The following is a 23,909-nucleotide window of genomic DNA, read 5'->3' as shown; positions in this document are numbered from 1 at the left end:
AGCATGCCGAGCCAGCCGTCCAGTACTGCGGAGGCGTGAACGGTGGGCACCGGGACGCGGAGGGTGTGGGCCAGCCGGAGGGCTTGGTCCTCGCTGTCGAAGGGCCTCTTGGCGTACTTGAAGATGGCGGTGGTGCCGTCGGGGAAGGTCAGTCGCTCGACGCCGGACATGGACCACACACGCACCTCCTCGCGAACGGCGGTGGTGCGGCTGGCCAGGGTGAGCAGGTTGTCGAGGAGTTCGGTGCTGGGGTTCGCGGTCACGTGGGGCTCCGGGGGGTTGGTGGCGTCCGGGGCGGGCGAGAGATGCCGGCCCGCCCCGGAGCCAGGACGGTGGTGCTACGCGGCCGGGGCCACGCGGTGGGCGTAGACCTGCTCGATCCAGCCGGACTTGAAGGCGGCGAGGTCGTCGCGGAAGGCGGTCATCGAGGCACCGTAGGGCGTCACGACGCCACCGGACTGGTCGGGCACGGACTGGCAGCCGTGCACGAGCCGTCCGCCGAGGGAGGCGTGGGCCTTGATGGCCTCGATGCGGCGGTGCTCGTTGAACCAGCCGCCGTGGTAGACCTCGTCGAGCATGCCGCCGGTCTCGTCGTCCAGGTTGAAGACGACGGAGGTGGCGGCGGGGAAGAACCAGCACGGGCCGACGTTGGAGATGTGTCCGTCCAACTCGACCTTGTTCAGCGCCATCAGCGTGGCCGCCTCGCGCAGCATCCGCAGGTGGTCGGCGGTGAACTGCGGCAGGCCGAGGGCGGGGAGGTGCTCGTCGCGGAAGAGGTAGGCGTACACCTCGTAGGCGGTGGCGAGCACCTGGGCTGCGTCCGAGGTGGATTCGGCGTGGGTCTTGATGAACTCCAGCGCGAGCTGCTCGACCGCGCTCTCGGTTGTCTCCTCCACCTCCAGGAGCTGGGACTTGACCAGCTCCCAGTCGGCGACGAGCCACGTGCTGGACTCGAAGCGGAAGAAGTACTCGGCCGGGTCGATGGTGATGCGCCGGCCGTCGATCTGGATGCCGGGCAGGCGGCTCCAGCGCTCGTCGAACGCCTCGGGCAGTACGACCGTGATGGCCGCGGTGTCGATGGTGGTCACCGTGTCTCCGTCTCTGATCGGCCGGGTCCGGGCACAGGAATGCCCGAACCCGGTGTAGGCGTACGGAACTTCGGGGGCCGCCCGGCCGAAGGGGGAGCCTGGTCACGGTGTCGGACCGGGGCCGGGCGGCTGATGATTAGTGAACACTCCGTCACGCACAGTGGGTACGGTGAGAGGCAGTTGAAGCGGTATACGCGGTTTACAGCCCCGGACGGGAGGCGAGCGTGGCAGCGCCGAGAGACCCCAACTCCCGCCTGCGCGACACCATTGCCGCGACCGGCTGCACCTACGAGGCCCTGGCGAGAGACGTCCGGCGCATCGCGGCCGAGAACGGCGAGATCCTCCAGACCAACAAGTCGGCCGTCTCCCACTGGGCCAACGGCACCCGCCAGCCCACCGGCCGAACCGGCCAGTACCTCGCCGAAGCCCTCTCCCGCCGCACGGGCCGCATCATCACCCAGACCGAGATCGGCCTACGCGCACCTGATGGCGAGGGGGCGACCGAAGGGGATCCGGTTCTCGCCGCAACTGACCTCGGCCGGGCCGATGTTGAGCGCCGCCGCTTCCTCGCGGTGGCCGCCTTCACCACCGCCGGCGTCGCCATGCCGCTCGCCCACGACCACGAGGCCACTGCCCGCATGCTTCGTGCCCGAACCGGCACGTCCGTGGTCGGAGCGGAGGACGTGGACGTCGTACGGCAGATCACCGCGGCCTTCAGCGCGGCAGACGAACGTCTCGGCGGCGGTCACGGCCTGACCACGGTCACCGCCTACCTTGCTGACACCGCTGCCCCCATGCTCCGGGGCCGCTTCCCGAGCGAAGTTTTACGACGCGTAGCCTTCGGCGCCGTGGCCGAACTCGCCTACCTGGCAGGGTGGAAGCACCACGACCTCGGTCAGGAGGGCGCAGCCCAGCGTTACTACCAGGTCGGCTACCAGCTCGCCTGGGAAGCCGACCCGCAAGGTCACGCCGCCTGGATGATGCGGGCCCTCGCCCACCAGGCCCTCAGCCTCAAGCAGCCCCACCACTGCGTCGATCTCGTCGAAGGCGCCCTCACTCGCGGCTTGGGCCATGTCGACGGTCAGACCGAGGCGCTCCTCCACATCACCCACGCTCGTGCCTTCGCCGCCGTTGGTGAGAGGCCCGCAGCGGCCCGTGCCCTGCTAGCCGCCGAAGACGCTCTCCTACGCGACGACGTACCTCAGCCCAGCTACTCCCGTGTCAGCGGCCCCGCCGCCGGCACCGTCGCCAGCCACACCGCCCGCACCCTCACCGACCTCGCCGACCACATCGGCACCGAGCAACAGCACCGAGACGCCCTGATCCGCTGGGATCCAGAGAAGTACAAGCGCGTCCATGCCCTCACCTACGCCGACCTCGGCGACAGCCTCGCCGCCCAGGCTCGCGCCGACGAAGCCGTTGATGCCTGGGGACAGACCCTGACCCTCATGGAGGGCATGACCTCCGACCGCACCCGCAAAGCCATCACCTCGCTCCGCTCCACCCTCTCCATCTACCAGCGACGCAAGGTGCCCGGAGCTGCCGAACTCGCCCGCCGCGCACGCGAAGCACTGGCCTAAGCTGCCCACCAACCGGCCGACGAAGGGACACCAGCCGTGGCTCAGCGGACAACCGACGACCAGCCCAAAGCCCTACCGCCCGCCCTCGAATCCATGACCTTGCTAGTCGCCGCCGTCATCGTCCACGACAAGGCCACCAACCAGGTTGTGCTCCTCCAGCGCAGCGAGAGCGCCAAGTTCGCTCAGGGCATGTGGGATCTTCCCGTCGGTAAGAGTGAGCCCGGGGAGCCTGTCACCGAGACGGCGGTGCGCGAGCTCTACGAGGAGACCGGGCTGACGGTGAAGCCGGAGTCCCTGAAGGTCGCCCACATCATCCACAGCGCCTGGGGAGTTGAAGCTCCCAACGGCTTCCTCACCGTTGTCTTCGCCGCCAATGAGTGGACCGGCGAACCAGAGAACCGCGAACCGCGCAAGCACGCCCAGGTCTGCTGGGTTGACGCGGACGCCATCCCCAAGGAATTCGTGGACACCACCGCCCGTGCCCTGCATCGCTACCTCGCCGGAGGCCCGGAAGTCTCCCTCGACGGCTGGTGAAGAGACGCCGAGGCAACTCGCCCCGTTCCCAGAGCGGGCCTCCCCTGCTCGTACTCGACACCCAAGACCGGCCGCTGGCGTGTTTGGCCCCCTCATTGTCTGTGGCTACCTGGCTGCCAGTCCAGACAACGCGATGTACCACCACAACCATGCTCCACCTGCGACAGACCGTGAGAGCCCTAACTCGAAACGAGGCTTTCCAGACACCTTCTCGCCGGAATGCGCGCGATGCAGACAAGTTCCGAAGAGCGTTCACAAGACAGCGGCCCATGCGATAGACACATCTCGGTTCAGACTTGTAACGACCGGACCAGGGGATGCGTGTGTCGAGTTCAGCCAAGCGGGGAGGCGCTGCAGCACTTACCGTCGTTGTAGCTGCTGCGAGCGGGGTCGTAACCAACGCTGCAACGAGCAGGCCCACTTGGGGCTGGTGCATAGCACTCGTGGTGCTCGTAGTCGTAGGGGCCGGGCTTCAGCTGTATCTGACCTTGCGACCGAACCAGGATGGACAGGTGCCCGTGGCCGCACAGGGTGCCGGATCGGTGGCGATCGGCGGGTCATCGCGGGGCGAGAGGATAAAAACCCGATCGAGCGGCACTGCGTCGCCCGCTAGTACACCGAATAGCGGAGTCATCGCCCAGGGCCCAGGATCGGTGGCCATCGGAGGAGACAACGAATCCTCTATCGAAACTGAGGCGTAAAGAGCACAGGGGCAGTGACAGATGCGCACCTCAAAAACCGTAGCGAGCGCTACAGGAGCTGTAGCTGTCGGCAATGACAACAATGGATACATCTTTACCGGTCCAGTGACCTTTCGGAATGAAGTCGATCATAGTAGGGCATGGAATTCTCCTAATTCCCTACCACCCGAAATTCCCGACTTCACGGGCCGCAACCGAGAGGTCTCCGAGATTGAAATCGGGATCTCCTCGGTAAACCGAATGGTCATACTGGTAACAGGTAAACCAGGCGTCGGCAAAACAACCCTAGCTCTACATGTAGCCTACAAAGTGGCCAGTCATTACAAGGATGGCGCACTCTATGCGGACCTCCGGGGGATTGAGAGCAATCCAACGCTCCCCGAGGAGATTATGGGACGGTTTCTCGCAGGAGTTGGGGTTGCTGAAGACGAGATCCCGGCAAGTGATGATGCAAGGCTGGATCGATATAGACGCGAGTTCACCCACCGCAAAGTGGTAATAGTTCTGGACAACGCTGGCAGCGAAGCTCAAGTGCGCCCCCTTATCCCCCCAGGGGGTGAAGCCCTCGTTTTCGTTACTAGCAGGTTTAATCTGAGCGGCCTTGAGGCCGCCTATCACCTATTCCTTGACATCTTTGATGGCGACTCATCTCTGACTTTTCTTCGCAAGACCGTCGGGGCTGAAGTTGTAGATCTTGATGTTTCCAGTGCGCGCGAGGTCGGGGTCCTCTGTGGCCATTTACCACTCGCTCTCCGAATTGCGGGAAATCGGCTACGGACAGCAACGATGGCTGATTTACTGGAGGAGTTAACTGATCAGCGAAATCGACTGGGAGCCCTGGAAGCAGGCGACCTCGCAGTTCGGGCTGCCTTCAACCTATCTTTTCGCAATTTAGGGAAGAGCGCTAGAAACTCACTAAAAAGACTCTCATTGGCGCCAGGAGGAGACTTCGGCGCCACTCTGTGTGCTGCATTGAATGATTCAGACGAGCGAAGCGCAAAAACGGTGCTCCGCAAGCTCTCTGAGGCGAATTTGATTGAGGCGTCTCAGCGTGCAGGACGATACAGATTCCACGACCTGATCAGGCTCTACGCCCAGGAGCAATTCGAGCGCGACTCGCTCAAGAAGACCGCCGCCGCCTCTTCTCGAATGCTCGATTGGCTGTCCTATTCAGCACTGAAGGCGAATCTAACCCTGAATGGCCAGATCGGAAGGTTTGAATTCCCTTCCGCGCCTGTGGCTAAGATTGGTTCGATCGAGGAGGCAGCTGCCTGGGTTGCAGACGAATCTGCAAACGCCTCAGCCGCAATCGATTTGCTGCTTAGAGCTGGCGATACAGATAGAGCGAAGGCACTTGCAATCCAACTCTCTTTCGCTTGCGAAGTCGTAGGAGATTGGCAGGCGTGGGAGGATGTGGTGAACCGGGGGGTCTCGATCATAGGATCGCACCCAGACCCACTATTTGACGTGCCGATGCTCAGCTCCAAGGCGAATCTTCTACGCTATCGGAGAGAGTTCCAGCCGGCTCTGGATTTAGCTTCAGCCATCTATCCCAGAGCGCAAAAGGCGCAGGACAAGATGCTCATAGCTAATGCCGCAAAACTGCTCGGCTGTCTACGCGTGGACGTCGGGGATGTAACAGGGGCACAGCCGCTACTGGAAGAGAGCCTTTCACTAAGCAGGGAGCTTGGCCTGCGCCACGAAATGGGGCAGGCTCTCTATAACCTGGGTACGGTACACCGGGCTTCCGGGCGTGCCCACGAGGCTATTGAACACTTCAAACAAGATCTCGAAATCTGCATCGAGGCTGGTGATGTGCCGGGTGCAGCCGAGACAATGAACACACTTGCGCTAACCCATATGGAAATTGGCGAATTTTCCAAATCTGAGAGCTATCAGCGCGAAGCGCTAAAAATATTCGAGAGCGTTGGAAACCCTCACAAGGTGAGCATGGTATGCAACGACCTCGCTATCAGCCTGAGGCATCAGCATAAGGCGCAAGAAGCGTTGAGTCTTCACCTTGAAGACATAGAGCGATCTCGCGCATGCGGAAATGTGTCCGGGGAAGCTTTGGCGAAAGCTAACGCCGCAGTCCTATTGGTGGAGCTCGACAGGGATGCAGAGGCTGAGCCGCTTTTCGAGCAGGCCGTTTCGGTACTCAGCGCTCTTGGGGATGAACTCCGACTTGCTCGTACCCTGCTGGGACAAGTACCGATGCTCTTCAAGGCAGGAAAGGTAGACCTTGCCCAGGGTGCCGCCAACAAGGCAATCGAAGTATTCCTCAGGCATGGAGAAGTGAGAGACGCGGTTAGCGCCCACGAGAACCTCTCACTTGCTTTTAAGGACATAGACGAAAACGAGCAAGCCCTTTTCCATGCCGAAGAGGCTATGCGAATCGGAGATGGCGTCGTATCTCCATATCTTCGGGGGGCTTCATGTCTTGCGGCAATGATCATATGCGCCGACTTGGATCGACTTGATCTCGTAACAAAGTACGCAACTGAGTTGCGCGCAATTGCCGATAATTACCCCGAGATGGTCTCGCATCTCCGGAAAGAATACGAAGGCGAAGGGCGGAGCGTACCCAGCGATTCGATTGGCGACGGAGCCGGAGGATAGGGCCTTCGGGATGAATCCAGGGCGTGACCGCCTCAGAAGCGGTCTACGACGTCAAGGGGGAACCCCCACATCAGACACATGCCCCCGTATCAGGCAGGCGGTCTTACACTCGCTACTCGCGGCAGTCTGGGCTATGTAGTAGGCAGGGTCGCCGCACCATCCCTGCCGCGCAGGCATGGTCCACGATGCGGATGAAACTCTGCGTACTGCACATCCTGCACAATGGGACGCCGCAAACTACAGCTTATGCGGCCGCGGAATGGTGATCACCAACGGGCGTAGGTCAAAGGACTCCGCGTGAGAAAGGCATACCGCTTGATCCTGTAGATCAGCCAACAGAGTGTCAGGCTCCAGCTTCTTCGCCTGCGTCTTACGTTTGTCACCTGGGGCGTCCCAGAGCTCAATCGGGTACCAGCCGACGAGAAAGATACCTGCGTTCGTCCTAGCCTCGGGCAAGTACCTCCCCGACAACTGCTCCTGCTGGGCTGTCAGAACCTCGTCATTCCAGGCGCCCTTGACCTCGATGACCAGTTTCACGTTTGCCCCCGAAGCCGCGCTGGGCTGATCACCGAGTGAGGAAAGCGCCTCGATTAGGATGTCGGTGCGGTCACCCGCACCGTAGGGGTCCGTGGGGTGAATCAGTACCTCCCGGTTCACTGCGACTCGGTGGCCGGCCAACCTCAGATTCAGCTCGTGTGCGAGGTAAGCGCACAGGGCGGATTCGGGCTTGGGACGCCAGGCGTCCGGGATGGCCTCATCGTCCGCTGCTGTTACGGGCCTCTTCCGAGAGCGCTTACCCGGCGTGCGGTCCCACAGCAGCTCACCATGTGAGGGGATATCTCGGCCAATCTCTTCCAAGATCTCCTGTACTACGTCCATGAGATCTGTGGTAGCGCGGATGACACGCCGTGACGGTTCCTGGAGAACCCTCATCACATCTTCGGCTCGCACTTGAGTCCAGTTGGCGGCGGCATACTGCTTCGTGGCCGAGACAAGTGCAGCAGCCACTGCAAGTCTCTCAGGGTAACGGGCAGACAGCTGTCGCAACTGGTGGACGGCCTCCGCAGTAGCCCGTTGGCTCAACTCAGGTAGCAGGCGTTCTCGCCATTCTCTCGCTTGCTCCTCCGCGCTCACCCAGTGTGCTTCGAGAAGGTTCTGGTCCTGCTCGGGGGCATACAAACCACTGAGCCACAAGTACAGATCAGCAACGCCCGCCTCATCAAGGGAGCTTTGGATCCGCACGGTTTCGGCTCTTGCGCACGCTTCGGCCAGACGGCGACCGAATTCATCGTCTGCCACGGCGAGAGTCTTGATACGTGGCCAGTGCGCCTCTGCGTCAGTAGCCAACAGAACTTGGGCTGCCAGGACTGCAATCCTCGTACTCAACGGACGTTCGAGAGACACGCCGAGAGCGCTGTCGATGAGGTTGTAGGCGGTCCTGCTCCCTACGCTCAGGAGGGAACTAAGGATGCTATGCCAAGTGCTCAACACGACCCCTCGTGCTTCTTCGCTGTCTGGCACGACCAGGACCGCTTCTTCTACTGCCGGCACGCCCGACTCTGCACCATCGGCAACCATCGGCACGACCCCGAGAGAGGCTGAGATTTCCGTGGCGAGGTACTCCATCGCCGTGCGCAGCTCCGTGGCCCAGCGCGGATCGATAGAGCTAATTTCAATGGGCTGTCGAGCATTCGAGATGGCTGCCAGGACCAGTTGGGTAATGCGCCTGGCCATGAACTCGGCCGCGTGCAGGCTGGCCAGGCGCAAAAGGTCGATCCGAACTGGCTCCATGAAGCTCGTTGAAATGCCCAAGATCTCCGTAAGAATCGCGGCGGTCCACGATTTCCACGCAGATGGAGGCAGTTCGGCGAGCCGGTTGCAGCCGTGCAACTCGACCAACAGCGCGTATCCGGCCCAGGATCGCTTATTGTGCTGGGAGTTCTGGAGCCAGGAATCAGCATGGTCGTTTTCGGTGGCAAGGTAGCGCAGTGCGAGTTCGGGCAGGTCCGACAGGTCGTTGTCGAGTGCGACTGCCCCTGGCCAGGTGGAAATGGGGCCCGACAGGTCATCTACTCTGCCCGTCTGTGGTGTAACCCGCAGACGCCACAGAAACCACCACAGACTGTCGTTGTTTCCATCCCTTGCCTCGGTAAGTAGGTGCACCTGCTCAGCAAGGAACTCCACGGCTTCTGGCCAAGGACCGTTCGAGGCTTCATGGCTCCGGCGCAGCGACTGCGCCTGTCTGCTGTCGAGAGCAATCGGTTCATAGAAGGGGCTCACATAGGGCCAAGCCGGGTGCTGGTCATCGTAGGCCAGCTCGAACGCCTGGTAGTCGCCGTGCAGAAAAAGGCATGAGACCAGTTCACCATACGCAGCGACGAGCGCTTCGTCCCCGGACGCAGCCGCCGCAACCACCTGATCTAGCCCCCATGCGAAATCCGCTCCATCCACCAACTGGTAGCGGATAGCTGATTCGGGAGCCAGGGAAGCATTGTTCCACCGCAGCGGCGGTCGGCGGTCCCAGTCGTAAACAATCAGATATGCCGCTTCACGAGGGTCAATCTCTGCCTTTACGGCCTCGCTGACGAGAGCGTTGGTCAGGAGCCTGCGGAGAAACAGAATGTGCGCGGACTCTTGCCCATGCTCGTCAGGTTGCAAGCAGTCAGGAAGGCGGACCTTGTTGTGCTCGCGGAGGAGGCCCATGATGATCTTCGCAAGGGAACTCAGATGCTGTTCGACGTCACCGCTCCGGAGCGTACGGTCGATTATGGAGTCGATCAGTGGAGTCTCAAGGCGATGAGGGGAGAAGACGAAGCCGCTGCTCTCCGATGGCTCCTGTTTGAGAACGGTTTTCTGAGCCCAGGCCAGAAGCTCTAGCAGGTGTTCGTCCGCGCACTGACTAGGCATTTTTCTCAAGAACTGGGCGTAATTACCGTACATTCCGGGAGGCGGAGGGCGGAGTGCGGAAAGTACCGAGGCCATGTCCAAGTGGTCCGGCCACAGAAGGGTCAGCAGAGTCCCCCGCAGATCTAGGTCAGGATCCACGCGCACCGCGTAAGAGGGCTCGGCGAGCGAGGCAAGGACTCTGGTAAGGACAGGCACGGTACGGCCAGCCTCGCCGCAGGTAAACGCCGCGCGCGCTGCCAGGCGCCGCTCCGTCTGGTGCCAAGCGTCGTTCTCTACAAGTCGTAGGAGTGCATCGGCCAGCCTGGGGTGCGCCGTGCCGGCCTCCTGGGCCAGTTGTATGGCTAGGCGGATTCTTGCTGTGGTCTGCCAGTCGGCCGCGCCTTCACTCGGGGCTGTCTCCAACACATCGGCAAGCTGATCCGCAAACAGCGGGTGCCGCAGGTCCCACTGTGAAAGCTGCCAGCGCGTGTCACTCAGTTCGACTTGAGCCGCGCGCTCAAGCAACCGACTCACGGTCAGCCGACGGACCTCGTCGGAGCGCACCAGGGAACTGTGCACAGCCAGGCTCTCGGGGTCGGCAGCAGCCAGCCAATCGGTGGCCGTGGGGTTCATGGCCACCAGCCAAGCGGCAGTCTCCCGGAGAGGCGCAGGAATGCTGGCCGTTTCTCCGCCCGGTGCCCGAACCAGGAAGAGGTTTTCCAGTTGCTGCTGTGTCGTTTCCCGGTCAGTGAGATACCGGGCCGCGAGGTACGCGGCCATGGAGGAGTGCCGGAACGCCACCCTGTTCTGGTCCGGCGCCGTAAACAGCGCCGTCTCCAAGGTTTCCTCCACCGTCTGACGCGTGACGTCGAATGCGCCCCCTACGGTCCGCTCCTGGCCGTCGGCCAGTGCGCCCCCCTCCAGGTCGTATGGGCCAGCCTCGAACGCGCGGCCGCGCCAAACTGTTCGGTGCCCGGAAAGCATCATCCAGGCAGCAATACGTCCCGCCACCGTGAGCCGCTGCGGGACGGTTGTGGTCACAGCTCTACGTTCTCTGTGTTGGTCGTGATCCTCCGCGAGGTGCACAACGCCGCGGGCAAACAGTTCCTGCGGCGTGCCGTGCAACCGGCCGTCAACCCGGTAAGTCAACACCAGCAATTCCAGGGTCAAGGGAACGCCAGCGAGTACGGCTGCGCCGACCTCTTCGGCCGCTGCTACCAGCTCTTCACCCGGTACGTCAGCGCTGTCGGCCAGCGCCACGGCCTCATTGCGACTCAACGGGACCAAGTCGACACACCAACACGCCCCGAACGCCTCAGACAGCACGGGGGTCAGCGTCTGCGGATAGTCCGCCGTGCGACAGGCCATGAGAAACCGAACCCGGCCGGTATCCCGACCACGCAACGACTTCTTCAACCGCCCCGGCAAACGTTGACGCAGCGAGCTCTCGTCTGCCTGGTCCAAGACCACCCACAGCACTCCAGCGTCTGCGGCAGCGTCTCCCTCTGGGGGCAACGACTCAAGATGGCAGCCCAGCTCCTCCAGGTAAGAGTTCTCAGTCAAGTCCCCACCTGCCACCCACAAACATGCGTCGGTGCCCGGGTCCCATGTGTCCACAACGCGGGGCAGCATGTTGGTGACATGCCTCAGAACGGTGGTCTTCCCCGCTCCCGGCTCGCCTAGCACGACCATCGCTCCGGCCGTCGCGACCACGGCAGGAAGTGCCAGCGCACCCTCACGTAGCCGCTCTGCCTCGGTGATCACACCGTCATCCCCGGTGCGAAACGCCTCGGTGACTCGCGGAATTGAATCCTCCGCTGTGGCATGCGCGCTACGGATTCTGCAGACACGAGGCGCATGAAAGCCGAACACATCTCCCGCCATGGGCCCGATTCTCGCAGTGCCCACTGACAGCAGGCGCCCCGACGGCCGGGCTGCGATCACGGTGCCCCGCCTGCCCAGTGTGCTCAGTCCGCACACAGTCCGCAGGACACCCGATCAAGACCGTCGCATCCCATCGCCAGCCATCGAGAAAAGACCAGGTCAGCGACTTGTAGCAACCATCGCCACAGGTCACCGACCTGGCCGTTTACTAGGAGACCAAGAAGGCCTGACAACCAGTCGGCCCGGCCCGACCGGCGATCGGTGCACCATCGCAGGTCAGTGGGTATGGGGAAGGGGCTCTGCCGGTTCGCCGGCCGGGCCTCTTTAGTCGTTCCCGTCCACGTCGACGACGGCAGACGAGGACGCCTCCCCGGCATGTGACCTCGCCACTGTGCTGCGTATCGAGGTGTACGACAGCGGCAACGAAAGGTACAGCTGCATCCGCAACCATCGGCACTCATCCAAGGCAGCGAAACGCAAGAGCGCTCGCCGCTCTCGTCGTCGCCAAGCTTCAACCGGCCGAGGCACAGATCGACGCGAAACCTGCACGACACAACCCCGGTAGCCGACAGGGAAGGGCTTCGGTTGTTGGCTGTGGTCGTCACCGCCACAGGTTCACCATGCCTCGCCATGCTGCCGCCGTACTCGCAGCGATGTCGGCGTACGGTCCACAAGCCGCTTACGTATTCCCCCGCAGATCCGCCTCTCCGCGTGGGGCTCATCCTGCCCAACCAAGAAGCCGGGCAGTCCGCACAGGTCAGTGGGTATGGAGTTCCCGCGTCAGCGACGGAGGGCGAGGACTGTGCGGGCCCGCTTACCCCGGCAGTAACAAATACGGGCCCGCCAGCGCAGTAGGTAGCGGAACCGTCCGTCCACCCGACGCGTAGCCGAACGAGGCAGTGAAACCGCCCTGCCGAGACGGCAACACACGCCGGGCAGTGGGCAGTTGCAGGATCGTTACCCTGCTACGGCTGGTAAAGCACGCGGGACATCACTGCACGCACATACCGCCGCAAAGAGCCCACGTAGCCGCATCGCCTTCACTCCCCGCGAATACGGAACATCGAGTTCCGAAATATTTGCATTCATTGTAGTTGCAGCTTGTTGACTCATGATCGATAGTGATGCCTCCCGAGGCGCTTCACGCAGCCTCGGGGCCAGTCGTTGCGTCCATGTGCGGCCAAGGCACGAGGAGCGGTCGCCGAGTTCGGCGCAGTGGCTGTCCAAGCAACAGCAGTGGGCGCGACGTTGCACCGCCGCGCCCACTTCACTATCGCAGTCCACCTCAGTGAAGGAGTCTTCATGCGAAAGCGTGCAGGCATAGTAGTGGGTTTCTTTGCCATCTCCACCTTTGTGGTCGGAGTTCCGACCGCGGAAGCGAAGGTGTGCGCCTACAACAGCTGCTCCTCTGCCATCAACAGCTGGAAGGCCGCCAAGATCTGTGACGGCGACGAGGACGGCAACTATGTCGAGAGCAACTACTACCGCGACAGCGGAAGCCACGGAACCGTTTCGGAGCACAGCGGGGTCGGCCACTGCAACGCGAGCGGTGACAGCACCAACCTTGTCTACCGCCACCAGGCCCACCAGATCCGCGACTTCGCTCCGGACGCCTGGTCCAGTTTTGAGTACCGCAACTAGAAACTGACGGCGGTGGTGCGGGGCGCGAGGCCCCGCACCACCGCCGTTCACAGTCTGTGACCCAGGAACCGGAGTTGCCTCATGCCCCCCACACCCAGCGGCGTTCACGCCCGGGATCTGCAGTACACGATCGCCGGCCGAGTGATCCTGAACTCACTGACACTGCACGTCGACCACGGTGAGAGCGTGGCCATCACAGGCCCCAGCGGATGCGGTAAGAGCACATTGCTCAGCTGTCTCGCAGGACTCACGTCTCCCGATCACGGCACCGTCAGCATCGACGGCCAGGACGTCACCGCTCTGGCACCGGGGCGCAGGGCCGCAGTCCGCCTGAACACCATCGGGATGGTCTACCAGTTCGGCGAACTGCTCCCGGAACTGAGCCCGCTGGAGAACGTAGCCCTTCCCGCCCTCATGGCCGGCGCTCCCGCATCGGAGACGTACGCCCGGGCGGAGTCGCTCCTCGACGACCTGGGAGTCGCTTCCGTCATCGGCACCGACTGCGGATCGCTCTCGGGCGGGGAACGTCAGCGGGTCGCGGTGGCCAGGGCCCTGATCGGAAAGCCACGCGTCATTCTCGCGGACGAGCCCACCGGAGCGCTCGACGGCGAGACCTCCGACAACGTCGCCGACCTCTTGTTCGCCCTTCCCGCATCCCACGGCTGCGCGCTCGTCGTCGTCACCCACAATCCGGCTGTCGCCGCTCGGGCGGACCGTGTTCTCGCCGTGCGTGAAGGCAGGCTGCACCCCATTCACGAGAGCAACGGTGCGGTGAACCAGCGATGACCCTGCCCACCGACACGACGACCGTCACCGCGTCGTCTCCGACCCGGTCCCCGCTGCGTACGGCCCGAGGACGAGGGGGACGCCTGCGAGTCGCGCTGGCCGTCGGTCACCGTGCCGGCAGGGGCAGCGGCGGCGGACTGCACCGGGCCTCGCTGGCCTGTGCTGCGTTCCTCGCGCTGCTGACCCTGTGGGTTTCGGCCGCGGCCCACACCGTCCACGCCGAACGCGACCACCGGATGACGGCCCGCAACCCCGTCTCGGTGGCCCAGGGCGACACCGGTTCCGCGGTGGCCCGATGGTGGGAGCGGCCGGACACGGTCGGCGACCGCAGCGTGTCCGTGATCTTCGTGCGCGAGATGCGCCCCGGCACGCCGCCCCCTCCGGGTCTGAACCGGTGGCCCAAGCGCGGCGAGGCGTTCCTGTCGCCGTCGCTCGTCGCGGCGGCTCCTGGAACGGAGCGTCGGTACGGATCGTTCGCCGGGACCATAGGCCAGGACGGGCTTGCCGATGCCGCCGAACTCGTGGCCTACGTCAATCCGGCACAGCCTGCGTTCTTCGCGCAGGTATATGAGCCGAACTCCTACGTGCGCGGCTTCGGCAACCCGAACCAGCAGATGTTCTTCGTGAGCAGCCATCAGTTCGATCGGGGAATCGCCGAGCTGGACCTGCTCATCCTGCTCATGGCGGCCCTCCCGTGCGCGGCCCTGATCCTGGTGGCCGTGCGCAGCCGGGCGGATACCCGTGACCGCCGCCTCGCCCTCCTCGACGCACTGGGAGCGCCCACACGAGTTCGCGCCCTCGTCCTGGCCGGAGAGTCCTGGAAGGCGATCGCGACCGGAGTGGTGGCGGCGTGCGCCATTGTCTCCGCGCTGTCGCTGACCTCTCCCACCCTGCCGTTCACCGGTTACCAGGTGTGGTCTCGCGACCTGCGGGCCGCCCTGCCCGGCCTGCCCGTCCTCGCCCTGGAAGTCTTCGCCTGTCTGGTCCTGCTCACTGTCCTGGCAGCGATCCGCAGGCCCCGCAGGACCGGCACCAGGCCGACCCGGCAACGCAACCGGACCCCTCGCTGGCCCCACGCCCTCTTCCTCCTCGGGCTGGCCGTCGCCGCCTGGGGGTCCGAACACCGCCAGGTGGAGGGCCGGTTCGGCTTCGTCGCCGGTTCCGTCGTCGCGCTGATCGCGCTTCCCTACTCGGCTTCACACCTCGCGCGGGTGCTCGGCCGCCGGCTGGCCGAACGAGGCGGAGCCAAGGGCGATCCGGTACGCATCGTGGCCGGTCGGTGGCTCGCGGCGCGCCCGGCGACCCTGGCCCGTCTCAGCGCCGCCCTCGTGGTCGGTCTCGGACTCGTCACCATCGGCCAGGTCCTGACAACGCAGTTCACCGGGCCGGCAGCCGAGGCCAGAGACCGCTACCAGACGTACGGGGCCGCGCTCGTCCAGGTCCGTTCTCGCGACATACCAGCGACCGCCGCCGGTTTCACCACCGCCCTGGGCCTTGAGAAGGTCCTCCGGTACTCGCCGGAGCCGGGTGTCCCGGCCGACGAGGAACCGACAGTGCGGCTCACCGGCCCGTGCGAGAGCCTTCGCGCCCTGGGACAGATGACCTCGTGCCCCTCCACGCCGAAGTCCGCGAAGGACGTCTTCACCCGGCTCACCCCGATGGGCGCGAACGTGCTGCGGGACGGTGACCTGGTCAGCGCGCCCATCGCGTCGGTCTGCGCCTGCCAGGCCCCGTCGCGCGGGGACAAGGCCCTGTACGGCTTCCTGGTCCTCAACTCTGACGGCGACAGCGGGCTCAACCGCATCAAGCAGGCCGCCTATCAGCACCTGATCGGTCCCATGACCGCGTTGCCGGGTCAATCGTGGTACCTCGGATCGGCCGCCCAGGCCGCGCAGACGCGCTGGTTGCTCGACATGGCCCTGATCGGGCTTGCCGCCCTCGCCGCCGCTGGTGCGTTGGGAGCCGCGGGAATCTTCCTGGAACAGGCGAGAGCTCTCGGCCCGCTGTCCGCGTTCCGTACCGACCGCCGGTTCTACAGCGGCATCGCCGCCTGGAACCTCGCGATCCCGTTGGGGATCGTCGGGGCAGTGGGAGCGCTGGTGGCAGCCCTGCTCGGCGGCTTGCTGATCAACTTGGGGAAGGGGGGCTGGATGTCCCTGCCACTTCTTCTCGTGGGTCTGGTCGTGGTGACCCTGGCCGGTGCGGTGGTCGCCCTTGCCTGTGGCGCCGTCGCCGCCCGCCACGCGATCGCCTGGCGGCCACAAGGCGACTGACTCCGTCTCCGAGCCCACCGACTGGTCTTGTGGTGATGGGCGATGGGGCTCCGCCGGTTCGCCGACGGGGCCCCTTCGTCGTTCCCGGCCCGGCAATTGCAGGCCCCGTGCCATCCTGGACGACGTGAACCGCGAAGACCTCGTACGGCTGCGTCAGGCCCGCGACCGGATGAACCGGGAGTACGCCGAGCCGCTCGACATGGCCTCGATCGCGCGGACCGCGCTGATGTCGCCGGGCCATTTCCAGCGGAGCTTCCGGGCCGCGTACGGGGAGACGCCGTACAGCTATCTCATGACGCGGCGGATCGAGCGGGCGAAGGCGTTGCTGCGGCGCGGGGATCTCAGTGTGACCGAGGTGTGCATGGCGGTCGGCTGTACCTCGCTCGGTTCGTTCAGCTCGCGCTTCACCGAACTGGTCGGCGAGACCCCCAGCGCCTACCGCGCCCGCTCCCACGAGGCGGGCGCGGTGATCCCGTCCTGCGTGGCCCGCACTTTTACCCGGCCAAACCGGGCAGGACCGCCCCTGCGCCCCTAGCCTGTCCCCCATGGATCTCAAACTCCGCCAGTGCTTCATCGCCGTCGACGACCACGACAAGGCGCTCGCCTTCTACTGCGACGTGCTGGAGCTGGAAATCCGTAACGACGTCGGTTTCGAGGGCATGCGGTGGGTGACCGTGGGGTCGCCGTTGCAGCCGGACGTGGAGATCGTGCTGGAGCCCCCGGCCGCGAACCCGGACGCCTCCCCCGCCGACAAGCAGGCCATGGCCGAACTGCTCGCCAAGGGCACCCTGCGCGGGGTCAACTTCACCACCGCCGACTGCGACGCCCTCTACGCCCGCGTCCAGGAGTCCGGCGCCGAGGTCGTCCAGGAGCCGACGGACCAGCCGTACGGCGTCCGCGACTGCGCGTTCCGGGACCCGGCCGGGAACATGCTGCGGTTCATGCAGCGCAGCGGGGACTGAAAACGACGGGGGCCGCTCACGCCCTCCGGCCTACGATCACGCCATGAGCATCCGCTGGACCTACGCCTTCGTCGACCGCCCGCGCGCGCTCCTCGACCCCGCCCGCGCCTTCTGGACGGCCGTCACGGACACCCGGCCGTCCGAACCGCGCGGTGACGAGGGGGAGTTCGTCACCCTGGTGGTGGAGGGGGCGGATCCGTGCGTGAAGGTCCAGGGGGTCGGGGCCGGCCCTGGCGGGGCGCACCTCGACCTCTCCGTCGAGGACGTGCCGGCATTCGTGGCGTCCGCGCTGACGCTCGGCGCCGACACCGTCGCCGAGCACGACGGCTGGGCCGTACTCCGGTCCCCCGCCGGGCAGTTGTTCTGCGCGGTCCCCTGGCACGGCGAGTCCGTACGACCGCCCGTCGTGGACGGCAGCCGCCTCGACCAGGTGTCCCTCGACATCGGACCCGGCTCCTACGACGCCGAAGTCGCCTTCTGGAGCGCCCTGTTGCCCGACTGGGCGTCACTGCGGGGCGCACTCCCCGAGTTCCATGTGCTCAAGCCGCCGCCCGGCCTGCCGATCCGCATCTTGCTCCAGCGGCTCGGCGAGGAGCGCCCCGCCTCCGCCCATCTCGACCTGGCCTGCGCGGACATCGGCACGACGACGGCACGGCACGAGCGGCTCGGCGCGAGCGTCGTCTCCCACTGCACGCACTGGACCGTGATGCGGGACCCGGCGGGCGGCGTCTACTGCCTGACCGGCCGCGACCCGGAGACCGGCGGGCTGCCTAGCCGTCCTTGAGGCAGACGAAGATCGTATGCGGGTCGTCGTACGGCGAGGCCGTGGGCGTCGGACAGTCGTTCGCCGCGTCCTGATCGTCCTGACTCGGCGACGGCGTCGGCGTCTCGCCGTCAGGCTTGTTCAGCTGCCAGCTGTACGGCTCGTGCGGCCCGCCGGACTCCTGCAGCCACAGTGTGAGCCCGCCCCCGACGGCCACGGCGACCGCCCACGCCACCAGGACCCGGCGCCACAACCGGCTCAAGCCGTCCACACCTCCACGCCCACCACCGCGTCCACCGGAATCGGCCCGTAGATGTGTGGGAACTCCTCGCCGCCCGGCTCGGGCGCCTCGTACTTCAGGGGTGCGTCCAGCCGTGCCGGGTCCACCTCCAGGACCACGAGGTCGTCGGGGCCGTCGTAGGAGCCGTACAAGAAGGCTGCCACGCGCGGGAGTTGGGTGCGGGTCGAGCAGTGGATGAAGCCCTCCTCCTGGAGGGTGCGGCCGCGGGTCGACCACTCGTAGGCGCCGCGCTCGCGGGCCGCGTCCCAGAGGGCGCGTTCGGTGATGTGGAGGATGGTGGCGGGGGTGGCGGTGGGTTCTGATTCCGGCATACGCCCACGCTAAGGCCTCAGTCGCGCCGCCCGCGCCCGCAGATAGCGCTGCTCGGGCAGGCTGAGGGTCCTGGCCGCCGCCGACTCGTAGGCGGCCCGGGCCGCGGTGAACTCGCCGGCCCGTTCCAGGAGGTGGCCGCGGACCGCGTCGGGGCGGTGCCCCTCCCCCAACTCGTCCGCCACCAGGTCCAGTTCGGCCAGGCCCGCGTGCGGACCGTCGACCATGGCGACGGCGACGGCCCGGTTGAGGCGTTCGACGGGGCCGGGGACCTGGCGCACCAGCACCTCGTACAGGCCGAGGATCTCGTGCCAGTCCGTCGCCCGCGCCGACGGCGCCTCGTCGTGTACGGCGGCGATCGCCGCGCGCAACTGGTAGGGCCCCGCGGGCCCTTGGGACAGCGCCTGGGTGACGAGGGCGACGCCCTCCTCGATCGCCGTCCTGTCCCAGCGGTCGCGGTCCTGTTCGTCGAGGGGGACGAGTTCGCCGTGCGGACCGGTGCGGGCGGCCCGGCGGGCGTCGGTGAGCAGCATCAGCGCGAGCAGCCCCGCCACTTCGCCGACCTCCGGGAGCAGCCGGTGCACAGCACGGGTCAACCGGACTGCCTCGCCCGCGAGTTCGCGCCGGATCAGACTCGGCCCGGACGTCGCCGTATAGCCCTCGTTGAAGATCAGGTAGAGCGTGTGCAGGACGGCGGGCAGCCGCTCGGCCCAGTTGTCCGGCCGCCCGAAGCGCACGCCCCGCACCTTGGCCTTCGCCCGGCTGATCCGCTGCGCCATCGTCGCCTCGGGGACGAGATACGCGCGGGCGATCTCCGCCGTGGTCAGTCCCCCGACCGCCCGCAGGGTGAGCGCGATCTGTGCGGGCGGGGTCAGCTCCGGATGGCAGCAGAGGAAGAGCAGGGAGAGGGTGTCGTCCTCGCGCGGCGGCTCGGGCGTGTACGGATTGCGGGGCTCGAGAGCCGCCGCCTTCTCCTCCCGCGCCCGCCGCGCCTCCTCGGCGCGCAGCGCGTCCGTCAGCCGCCGCGAGGCGACCCGGATCAGCCACCCGCGCGGATTCTCCGGCACACCGCGCTCCGGCCACTGCCGGGCCGCCGCGAGCAGCGCCTCCTGTACGGCGTCCTCGGCGGTGTCGAAATGGCCGTACCGCCTGACGAGCGCGCCGAGGACCTGCGGCGCGTGGCGGCGCAGCAGGTCTTCGATGCCGGTGGTGCCGGTGGTGTCGCGCATACGGCTCAGACGTCCGCGGTGCCGTCCTGGATGGGGCGGATCACCACCGCGCGGTTCACGGCACCCTCGGGCAGGGGACAGCGGGTGACGCGGTCGGCGATCTCCGTGACGCGCTCCAGGCTCGCGCACTCCAGGACCCAGTAGCCGGCCATCAGTTCCTTGGTCTCGCTGTACGGGCCGTCGGTGATCACGGCCTTGCCGTCCGCGCCCAGCGTGACCAGCCGGGTCCTCGCCGGTTCGGTCAGCCCCTGCGCGTCGATCAGTTCACCCGTCTCGGACAGGTCGTCGTTGATGGCACCCATGTGGGCGAACATGGCCTGGATCTCCGCCTCGCTCCAGGCCGGGGACCCGGGGGTGGGCTTGCCCTGCATGCCGTCGTAGTCCGCCTGCGTGCCCTGCACCATGACCAGGTACTTCATGAGTCCGCTCCTTCGGCTCGGGCCACCCGTGCCGGGCGGCTCTCACAGGAGACATCGGAGCCGGGCCGGGATTCTCGACACGGGTTCAGGATTCTTTCGGGGCGGATTCGGCGCCGGGCTCGGCGCCCTCGCCGACGTACGCCTCGCACTCGGGGTTCCGGCACGGGCCGGCCACCCACTTCGGCACCCATGCGCCGAGCGTCTTGTACCGCCGGACGACGGTGGCAACCGGCTGCCCGCAGACGGGACAGGTGTGCCCTTCTCTGCCCATGCACTCAGACTAGAGCCGTGCGGGGCTCGCGCCACATCGGATACATGCGCGGACCGTCCGGGAGGTCGAGGGTGGTGTCGGTGAAGGCGTAGCCGAGCCGCTCGTACAGCTTGGTGCTGCGCTCGCTGCTCGCCTCCAGGTACGCGGGCAGGCCCTCGCGGTCGCAGCGCTCCAGGACGTGCCGGATCAGCGCGGCGCCGAGGCCCTCGCCCTGCCGGTCCGGTCTTACGGCGATCATCCACAGGTACTCGTGGGCCCGGCCGGCGGGGTGTCCCTCCGCCATGAGCCGGGCGATCGTCTCGACCCGCTCGTTGTCCGGATCCACGAACTCCCGCAGCTGTACGGCCTCGTCCTCGCCGTCCGCCGCGTGCGCCTCGCCCGGCACCGACAGCCACAGCGCGCAGGCCGCGCCGTCCTCGGCCAGGTCGATCCGGCCGTCGGCGAACACGGAGTCCGTGAAGGCGGCCATCAGCTTGTGATGGGTCGTACGGCGGTACTCGGCGTCGGGAAAGATCCAGCCGCTCACCGGATCGTCCTGGAACGCGTCGTCCAGCAGCCCGACGATCAACTCCCGGTCACCTTCGCCCGCCGCCCGTATCGCCACGCCCATGGTCCGCCTCCGCGCCTCAACAGTCGTATTCCGTACGGGTGTTGAGCCTAGCGGGACTTACGGGCGAGTGAGCCGAAGGGGCGCGCCTGTGTCGAGAGCGCTGGGGGTCCCCCCTCTGGGGGAGCGCGGAGGCCCGCAGGGTCGAGCACGAACGCGCGGAGGCCCGCAGGGTCGAGCACGATCGCGCTCTCGACACAGGCTTTGGCGCCCCGGAGGCGAACCGAGCCTTAAAAGAGGGGCGAGCCCCGCGCACCGTGGGGATGCGCGGGACCCGCATTGTCCGGGGCCCCGGGTCACCGTGCGGGGTCAGGACCGCACGGCACTGCGGGGCTCCGGAGTCTTCAACTGCTGCGCCGGGTCACGAACTCGGCCAGCGCGAGCAGACCGCCCGCGTCCTGCGGGTCCGGAATCGCCCGGGCCAGCTCCTGCACGGCCCGCGCCATCCGGTCGGCCGCCTGGGCCTGCGCCCAGTCCCGGCCGCCCGCCCGCTCCACGGCGAGCACGGTGCGCTCCAAGTCCCCTTCCTCGTACGGCAGTCCGTACAGTTCGGCGAGTTCCCCGGCCGCCGCGGTGCCCGAGGTGAGCGCGGCGACCACGGGCAGCGACTTCTTGCGTACGGCGAGGTCGGCGCCGGCCGGTTTGCCGGTGCGGCCGGGGTCGCCCCATATGCCGATGACGTCGTCGATCAGCTGGAAGGCGAGCCCGGCCTGGCGGCCGAACGCGTCCAGCGCCTCGACGTCCTCGGTGGACGCCCCCGCGTACAGCGCGCCCACCGCGCAGGCGCAGCCGAGCAGTGCGCCGGTCTTGGCCTCGGCCATGGCGAGCACCTCGTCGAGGGTGACCTCGCCGGGGGCGCGCTTCTCCATGGCGGTGTCCGCGTGCTGACCCGCGCACAGTTCGACGACGCAGTCCGCGAGCCGGGCCGCGGCGGCCGAGGACGCCGGGTGCGGGTCCTCGGCGAGCAGCCGGAGCGCGAGCGCCTGGAGCGCGTCCCCGGCGAGGATCGCGTCGGGGTCGCCGAACACGGTCCACGCGGTGGGCCGGTGTCGGCGGGTGGTGTCCCGGTCCATCACGTCGTCGTGCAGCAGCGTGAAGTTGTGGACCAGTTCGACCGCCGCCGCGGCCCGCAGCGCGCCCGCCCGTGCGCGCTCGCCGCCGAGTGCGCCGGCCGCGGTGAGGACGAGGGCGGGGCGGATCGCCTTGCCCGGGTTGCCCGCCGCCGGGGTGCCGTCCGCGTGCTCCCACCCGAAGTGGTAGAGCGCGATCCGGCGCATCGAGCCGGGGAGCGAGTCGATCGCCGAGCGCAGCTCGGGGTCGACGGACGCGCGGGCCTCCTCCAGGATCACCGCCGCCTCGTGCACGTCGGCCTGCGGTGCGCTCGGCCCCGTTCCTTCGACCGGCTGGGTCCCGTCGGCCGGTTGTGTCCCGTCGGCGCGCTGTTTCGTCTCCGCCCTGAACTCGGCCATGGGGTCCCCCTCGGAGAGTCCGCGGACGGTGGCGTTTCCACTGCGGCTGAGCACATGTGACCGGGGTGTACCCGCCCTGACGGGCGGGGACACCGCGTCCAGCTGCTGAAACGTCACCTCCAGCGGCCGATCTCGACGTTCTCCAGGACGCCGAGGGCGTCCGGCACCAGGACCGCCGCCGAGTAGTAGGCCGTCACGAGGTACTTGATGATCGCCTGTTCGTTGATGCCCATGAACCGCACCGACAGGCTCGGCTCGATCTCGTCCGGGATGCCGGCCTGCTGGAGGCCGATGACGCCCTGGTCGGCCTCGCCGGTACGCATGGCGATGATCGAGGTGGTCCGCCGGTCACTGACCGGGATCTTGTTGCACGGGTAGATCGGCACTCCGCGCCAGGTCGGGATGCGGTTGCCGCCGATCTCGATGGACTCCGGGACCAGTCCGCGCTTGTTGAGCTCGCGGCCGAACGCGGAGATCGCGCGCGGGTGGGCGAGGAGCATCCTGGTGCCGCGCCGCCTGCTGAGCAGCTCGTCCAGGTCGTCCGGGCTGGGGACGCCGTCGTGGGGCTGGAGCCGCTGGTCGTACTCGCAGTTGTTGAGCAGGCCGAACTCGCGGTTGTTGATCAGCTCGTGCTCCTGGCGCTCCTTCAACGCCTCGACGGTGAGCCTCAGTTGCTGCTCCGTCTGGTTCATCGGCTGGTTGTAGAGATCGGCCACGCGCGAGTGGATGCGCAGGACGGTCTGGGCGACGCTGAGTTCGTACTCGCGCGGCCGGGCGTCGTAGTCGACGAAGGTGTGCGGGATGTCCGGCTCGCCGGAGTGGCCGGCGGCGAGGTCGATCGCCTTCTCGCCGTACTTGTTGGTGCGCTGCTCGGGGATCGCGCGCAGCTGCGTGAGGTGCTCGCGCAGGGTCTCGGAGCGCTCCGCGACCTGCTCGACGTCCCCGCGGGCCAGCACGAGGACCGTGCAGGCGGTGTCCGCGCGGGCCGTGTACTCCCAGATGGCCTCCGGGTCCAGGAGTGCCTGGTCGCCGAAGTAGGCGCCGTCGGCGAGGACTCCGAGGACCGTGTCGTCGCCGTACGGGCCCGTGCCGATCTTCTCCACCCTGCCGTGTGCCAGCAGGTACACCTCGTCGGCCTGGCTGCCGAACGACGCGATCGCCTCCCCCGGGGCGAACTCGCGCTGCCTGCAGCGGACGGCCAGTTCCGAGAGGACCTCCTCGTCCTCGTAGTCCCGCAGCGCGGGCAGTTCGCCGAGCTCCGCGGGGATGACCTCGACGCGGTCGCCGGTCTTCACGAATGTCACCCGGCCGTCGCCCACGGAGTAACTCAGCCGTCGGTTCACCCGGTATGTGCCACCCTGCACGTTCACCCACGGCAGTGTGCGCAGGAGCCAGCGGGAGCTGATCTCCTGCATCTGCGGTGCGGACTTGGTGGTGGTGGCCAGGTTCCGCGCAGCCGCCGTGCCAAGGCTCTGCTGCGGCTTGTTCTGCTCCGCGCGGACCTCTTCGCCTACCGACATAGAGAAATGCCCTCCCCATTCATGCCCGGCGCCTGTGCGCCCGGCATCGTTCTCGCGCACCAGCCTT

The 23,909-nt window shown here is 66.7% G+C and carries 19 protein-coding genes and 1 pseudogene; 9 read left to right on the top strand and 11 right to left on the bottom strand.

Annotation, left to right across the window (positions count from 1 at the left end):
* Together SSP08S_RS56430 and SSP08S_RS34370 are read right to left on the bottom strand one after the other, a co-directional pair.
* A pseudogene (locus SSP08S_RS56430) lies at positions 1-263 on the bottom strand (aminoglycoside phosphotransferase family protein); the annotation flags it as partial.
* Positions 264-338: 75 nt separating this feature from the next.
* Entirely contained in the window at positions 339-1,088 is a 750-nt protein-coding gene (locus tag SSP08S_RS34370; protein ID WP_019072203.1) for a hypothetical protein, read from the bottom strand.
* Between the two features lie 224 nt (positions 1,089-1,312).
* Between SSP08S_RS34370 and SSP08S_RS34365 the strand changes: the two genes are divergently transcribed.
* From SSP08S_RS34365 to SSP08S_RS59755, 3 genes are all read left to right on the top strand, one after another.
* A complete protein-coding gene (locus SSP08S_RS34365; RefSeq protein WP_019072202.1) occupies positions 1,313-2,668 on the top strand; it encodes an NsdA family TPR-like regulatory protein in 1,356 nt (451 codons plus the stop codon).
* A 36-nt stretch (positions 2,669-2,704) separates the two neighbouring features.
* Positions 2,705-3,202 carry an NUDIX domain-containing protein gene (locus SSP08S_RS34360; protein ID WP_043259892.1) on the top strand — a complete coding sequence of 166 codons (498 nt, stop codon included), beginning with the start codon at positions 2,705-2,707 and terminating at the stop codon, positions 3,200-3,202.
* Between the two features lie 722 nt (positions 3,203-3,924).
* The gene (locus SSP08S_RS59755) at positions 3,925-6,522 is read left to right on the top strand and encodes an ATP-binding protein (RefSeq protein ID WP_078532599.1); all 2,598 of its coding nucleotides are present in this window, start codon (positions 3,925-3,927) and stop codon (positions 6,520-6,522) included.
* A 237-nt stretch (positions 6,523-6,759) separates the two neighbouring features.
* On the opposite strand, the gene SSP08S_RS34350 is transcribed toward SSP08S_RS59755, so the two are convergent.
* Positions 6,760-11,292, bottom strand: coding sequence for an ATP-binding protein (locus SSP08S_RS34350; protein WP_158697247.1), 4,533 nt, complete (start codon positions 11,290-11,292; stop codon positions 6,760-6,762).
* Positions 11,293-12,594: 1,302 nt separating this feature from the next.
* Between SSP08S_RS34350 and SSP08S_RS34340 the strand changes: the two genes are divergently transcribed.
* The 6 genes from SSP08S_RS34340 (at position 12,595) to SSP08S_RS34315 (ending at position 17,738) form a co-directional block, all read left to right on the top strand.
* Positions 12,595-12,933, top strand: coding sequence for a hypothetical protein (locus tag SSP08S_RS34340; RefSeq protein WP_158697246.1), 339 nt, complete (start codon positions 12,595-12,597; stop codon positions 12,931-12,933).
* Between the two features lie 81 nt (positions 12,934-13,014).
* Complete coding sequence (locus SSP08S_RS34335; protein ID WP_019072196.1) at positions 13,015-13,719, top strand: ABC transporter ATP-binding protein; 705 nt, start codon at positions 13,015-13,017, stop codon at positions 13,717-13,719.
* Positions 13,716-15,992 (top strand): ABC transporter permease family protein, encoded by a 2,277-nt coding sequence (locus SSP08S_RS34330; protein ID WP_019072195.1) that lies wholly within the window; start codon positions 13,716-13,718, stop codon positions 15,990-15,992. The genes SSP08S_RS34335 and SSP08S_RS34330 overlap by 4 nt, the downstream gene beginning before the upstream one ends.
* Before the next feature lie 124 nt (positions 15,993-16,116).
* Complete coding sequence (locus SSP08S_RS34325; RefSeq protein ID WP_019072194.1) at positions 16,117-16,527, top strand: helix-turn-helix transcriptional regulator; 411 nt, start codon at positions 16,117-16,119, stop codon at positions 16,525-16,527.
* A gap of 10 nt (positions 16,528-16,537) precedes the next feature.
* Positions 16,538-16,954, top strand: coding sequence for a VOC family protein (locus tag SSP08S_RS34320; RefSeq protein ID WP_019072193.1), 417 nt, complete (start codon positions 16,538-16,540; stop codon positions 16,952-16,954).
* 43 nt (positions 16,955-16,997) lie between these two features.
* Entirely contained in the window at positions 16,998-17,738 is a 741-nt protein-coding gene (locus tag SSP08S_RS34315; protein WP_019072192.1) for a VOC family protein, read from the top strand.
* On the opposite strand, the gene SSP08S_RS56425 is transcribed toward SSP08S_RS34315, so the two are convergent.
* The 8 genes from SSP08S_RS56425 to SSP08S_RS34280 all read right to left on the bottom strand — a co-directional run bounded on the left by SSP08S_RS56425 (position 17,725) and on the right by SSP08S_RS34280 (position 23,842).
* Positions 17,725-17,988, bottom strand: coding sequence for a hypothetical protein (locus SSP08S_RS56425; RefSeq protein ID WP_019072191.1), 264 nt, complete (start codon positions 17,986-17,988; stop codon positions 17,725-17,727). The two genes, SSP08S_RS34315 and SSP08S_RS56425, sit on opposite strands and share 14 nt — an antisense overlap.
* The gene (locus SSP08S_RS34305) at positions 17,976-18,329 is read right to left on the bottom strand and encodes a DUF952 domain-containing protein (RefSeq protein ID WP_019072190.1); all 354 of its coding nucleotides are present in this window, start codon (positions 18,327-18,329) and stop codon (positions 17,976-17,978) included. Before SSP08S_RS34305 ends, SSP08S_RS56425 begins: the two co-directional genes overlap by 13 nt.
* Positions 18,330-18,338: 9 nt before the next feature.
* Positions 18,339-19,556 (bottom strand): RNA polymerase sigma factor, encoded by a 1,218-nt coding sequence (locus SSP08S_RS34300; protein ID WP_019072189.1) that lies wholly within the window; start codon positions 19,554-19,556, stop codon positions 18,339-18,341.
* Positions 19,557-19,561: 5 nt separating this feature from the next.
* Complete coding sequence (locus SSP08S_RS34295) at positions 19,562-19,975, bottom strand: YciI family protein (RefSeq protein WP_019072188.1); 414 nt, start codon at positions 19,973-19,975, stop codon at positions 19,562-19,564.
* A gap of 85 nt (positions 19,976-20,060) precedes the next feature.
* Positions 20,061-20,246 (bottom strand): hypothetical protein, encoded by a 186-nt coding sequence (locus SSP08S_RS59750; protein WP_078532598.1) that lies wholly within the window; start codon positions 20,244-20,246, stop codon positions 20,061-20,063.
* 4 nt (positions 20,247-20,250) lie between these two features.
* A complete protein-coding gene (locus SSP08S_RS34290) occupies positions 20,251-20,856 on the bottom strand; it encodes a GNAT family N-acetyltransferase (RefSeq protein WP_019072187.1) in 606 nt (201 codons plus the stop codon).
* Between the two features lie 341 nt (positions 20,857-21,197).
* On the bottom strand, positions 21,198-22,322 hold the full coding sequence (locus SSP08S_RS34285; protein WP_019072186.1) for a family 2 encapsulin nanocompartment cargo protein polyprenyl transferase: 1,125 nt from the start codon (positions 22,320-22,322) through the stop codon (positions 21,198-21,200).
* Between the two features lie 113 nt (positions 22,323-22,435).
* Positions 22,436-23,842, bottom strand: coding sequence for a family 2B encapsulin nanocompartment shell protein (locus SSP08S_RS34280; protein WP_019072185.1), 1,407 nt, complete (start codon positions 23,840-23,842; stop codon positions 22,436-22,438).
* Between the last annotated feature and the right edge of the window lie 67 nt (positions 23,843-23,909).

It is taken from the genome of Streptomyces hokutonensis, assembly GCF_000376565.1.
Classification (GTDB): domain Bacteria; phylum Actinomycetota; class Actinomycetes; order Streptomycetales; family Streptomycetaceae; genus Streptomyces; species Streptomyces hokutonensis.
The sequence above is the reverse complement of the archived record's forward strand: the minus strand, read 5'-3'. Positions and strand labels throughout refer to the sequence as shown.